The sequence below is a fragment of the Mycobacterium sp. TH-M106 genome, from assembly GCF_057473765.1.
This window is the reverse complement of sequence record NZ_JBYCLE010000407.1, coordinates 1-2,995: the sequence shown is the minus strand read 5'-3', so window position 1 is coordinate 2,995 and position 2,995 is coordinate 1. Positions and strand designations below refer to the sequence as shown.

General features: G+C 66.6%; 4 protein-coding genes. 3 read left to right on the top strand and 1 reads right to left on the bottom strand.

All coding sequences use genetic code 11. The annotated features are described in order from the left end of the window. From AC2VOP_RS14375 to AC2VOP_RS14365, 3 genes are all read left to right on the top strand, one after another. The coding region (locus tag AC2VOP_RS14375) for an acyl-CoA dehydrogenase family protein (protein WP_486961599.1) at positions 1-284 on the top strand (284 nt) is incomplete at its 5' end. Further along, entirely contained in the window at positions 284-1,090 is an 807-nt protein-coding gene (locus AC2VOP_RS14370; RefSeq protein WP_486961598.1) for an enoyl-CoA hydratase family protein, read from the top strand. The genes AC2VOP_RS14375 and AC2VOP_RS14370, both read left to right, overlap by 1 nt. A gap of 65 nt (positions 1,091-1,155) precedes the next feature. Continuing rightward, positions 1,156-1,761 carry a DUF1707 SHOCT-like domain-containing protein gene (locus AC2VOP_RS14365; RefSeq protein WP_486961597.1) on the top strand — a complete coding sequence of 202 codons (606 nt, stop codon included), beginning with the start codon at positions 1,156-1,158 and terminating at the stop codon, positions 1,759-1,761. Between the two features lie 35 nt (positions 1,762-1,796). On the opposite strand, the gene AC2VOP_RS14360 is transcribed toward AC2VOP_RS14365, so the two are convergent. Beyond that, the coding region (locus AC2VOP_RS14360; RefSeq protein WP_486961596.1) for a catalase at positions 1,797-2,995 on the bottom strand (1,199 nt) is incomplete at its 5' end.

The window sequence follows — 2,995 nt, the reverse complement described above, 5'->3', positions numbered from 1 at the left end:
AGTTGGCCAAGCTGATGATGCAGAAGGCCGCCACCCTCTACGACAGCGGCGACGACGCCGGCGCCGCCGAAGCGGCGAACATGGCCAAGTACGCCGCAGGCGAGGCCGCCGCCCGCGCGGTCGACCAGGCGGTGCAGGCGCTGGGCGGCAACGGGCTGACCAAGGAGTACGGCGTCGCCGCGGCGTTGACCGCGTCGAGGCTGTCACGAATCGCGCCGGTGAGCCGGGAGATGGTCCTCAATTTCGTCGCGCAGACGTCGCTGGGCCTGCCCCGGTCCTACTGATGGACACCCTGGTCCAGTACGCAGCCGACGGCCACGTCGCACGGCTGACACTGAACTCCCCACACAACCGCAACGCGCTGTCGGACGTCCTGGTCGGCCAGCTGCGTCAGGGGCTGGCCGACGCCGCCGCGGATCCGGCGATTCGCGCTGTGGTGCTCGGCCATACCGGCAACACGTTCTGCGCCGGGGCGGACCTCTCCGAATCTTCAGCAGCATCGGGTGGTGACCCTTTCGAGATGGCCGCAGACCGGGCCAGGGCGGGCGCGGCATTGTTTCGCGCCATCGTGGAGTCGCCATTGCCAGTCATCGCCGCCATCGACGGCCACGTCCGAGCCGGCGGTATGGGCCTGGTGGGGGCATGCGATATCGCGGTCGCCGGACCGGCCAGCACGTTCGCCTTGACCGAGGCACGGATCGGGGTGGCACCCACGATCATCTCGCTGACGCTGCTTCCTAAGATGTCCGCCCGGGCCGCGGGGCGCTACTTCCTGACCGGTGAGAAGTTCGACGCCACAGAGGCCGCCGCGATCGGGCTGGTCACGATCGCCGCCGACGACGTGGATGCGACGGTCACCGCGCTGGCCGACGAACTCGCGCACGGATCGCCTCAGGGTCTGGCGGCGTCGAAAGCGCTGACCACAGCTGCCGTGCTGGCAGCGTTCGACCGCGAGGCCGAGCGGCTCAGCGTCGAGTCGGCCCGGCTGTTCGTCTCCGACGAAGCCCGCGAAGGCATGCTGGCTTTCCTCCAGAAGCGTCCACCACAGTGGACTCCCGGGGCCCGGGGTAACCAGCTGCCGCCCAGGTAACGATGACCGCGCAGTTTGGCGAAGCTCCTTGCGGTCGAGGCTGTGCGTCGTAGGCTCTATAGCCAATGGGTGATACTGCGCAAAAAGACAACGGCAGACCGAGCGCGGAGTCGCGCGCGGCCGACACCGACCGCATTCAGTTAGCGCAGTTGCTCGGCGATGCCGCCGCGCAGGGCCGACTGCCGATGGGCGACTACGAAGACCGTCTCGCCAAGGCCTACGCAGCCCAGACCTACGGCGAGCTGGATCGACTGCGGTCCGACTTGCTGGGATCGTCGGTGAGCCCGAGCCGCGGCGGCGCCTGCAAACCCGCGCCGTCCACACTGCTGCTGGCCATCATGAGCGCCTTCCAGCGCCGAGGCCGCTGGAACGTTCCGAAACGGTTGACCACCTTCTCGCTGTTCGGCGGCGGGGTGGTGGATTTGCGCTACGCCGACTTCACCTCCCCCGACGTGCAGATCAACGCATTTTCGATCATGGGCGGGCAGACGATTCTGCTGCCACCGGAAGTCAACGTCGACGTCCACGGTTACGGTGTCATGGGCAGTTTCGACCAGAGCGTCGAGGGCGCCGGCACCCCCGGCGCGCCGAAGGTGACGGTGCGCGGTTTCTCACTGTGGGGTGGAGTCGGCATCAAGCGCAAGAACCGCCGCCGCAAACCCCGACGCTGAGCTGGCCGACTCCCACCTTCCGGTAGGGCGCGCGGCTACCGACTCAGATGCGCGCGCACACCCTCTTCGACCTTCTTGCCCAGATCCGGGTCGACGTTTCGCCAGTACTCGAACACCCGTGACAGCACTGGCTCGGTCACTCCATCGGAGACGTGGCCAATGATGTTGTCGGCCAAGCGTTCACGGGCGGCGTCATCGAGGACCTGCCGGACTAGGCTGCCGGCCTGGCTCCAGTCGTCGTCGTCTTTTCGCAACGTGTACGCCTGACGCACCATGTCGCCGTCTGTGTGCCAGCGCACCTCGGCCGCACGTGCCGGATCGGCCTTGGGCCCACCCACCGAGTTCGGTGCATACACCGGGCCGGACGCACTGCGGTACCGCATCGCACCGTCTTTGGAGTAGCTGCGCACGTCCACCTTGGGTGCGTTGACTGGTAGCTGGTTGTAGTTGGTCCCGATCCGGGCGCGATGAGCGTCGGCGTAGGCGAAGCCGCGGGCCAGCAGCATTTTGTCGGGGCTCAGCCCCGTACCGGGCACCACGTTGCTCGGCTCGAACGCCGCCTGCTCGATCTCGGCGTGGTAGTCGGCGACGTTGCGGTCCAGCGTGATTGTGCCGACGTCGATCAGCGGATAGTCGGCGTGCGGCCAAACCTTGGTCAGATCGAACGGGTTCAGCCGGTAGGTTTTGGCCTCCTCGTACGGCATGATCTGGACCTTTACCGACCAGCTCGGATACTCACCGCGCTCGATCGCCTGGTACAGGTCGCGCTGATGGTAGTCGCCGTCGACACCGGCCAACCGGTCACCCTCTTGCTGGGTGAGGCAGTGCACCCCCTGGGCGGTGATGAAGTGGTACTTCACCCAGAAGATCTCGCCGGCGGCGTTGACCCAGCTGAAGGTGTGGCTGCCGTAGCCGTTCATCTGCCGCCAGCTGCTGGGCAACCCCCGGTCACCCATCAGGTAGGTCACCTGGTGCGCCGATTCCGGTGACAGGGTCCAGAAGTCCCATTGCATGTTGTGGTCGCGCAGGTTGCTGGCCATCATTCGCTTCTGGGAGCGGATGAAGTGCTGGAACTTCAACGGATCCCGCAGAAAAAAGACCGGCGTGTTGTTGCCGACGATGTCGAAGTTGCCCTCGGGTGTGTAGAACTTCAGCGCGAACCCACGAACGTCGCGCCAGGTGTCCGGGCTGCCCCGCTCTCCGGCCACCGTGGAGAACCGGGCCAGCATCTCGG

What these genes read in the sequence shown, in the direction of transcription:
- AC2VOP_RS14365 (WP_486961597.1), top strand. Translation starts at nt 1,156, where the DNA reads ATGGGTGATACTGCGCAAAAAGACAACGGCAGACCGAGCGCGGAGTCG.
- AC2VOP_RS14370 (WP_486961598.1), top strand. Translation starts at nt 284, where the DNA reads ATGGACACCCTGGTCCAGTACGCAGCCGACGGCCACGTCGCACGGCTG.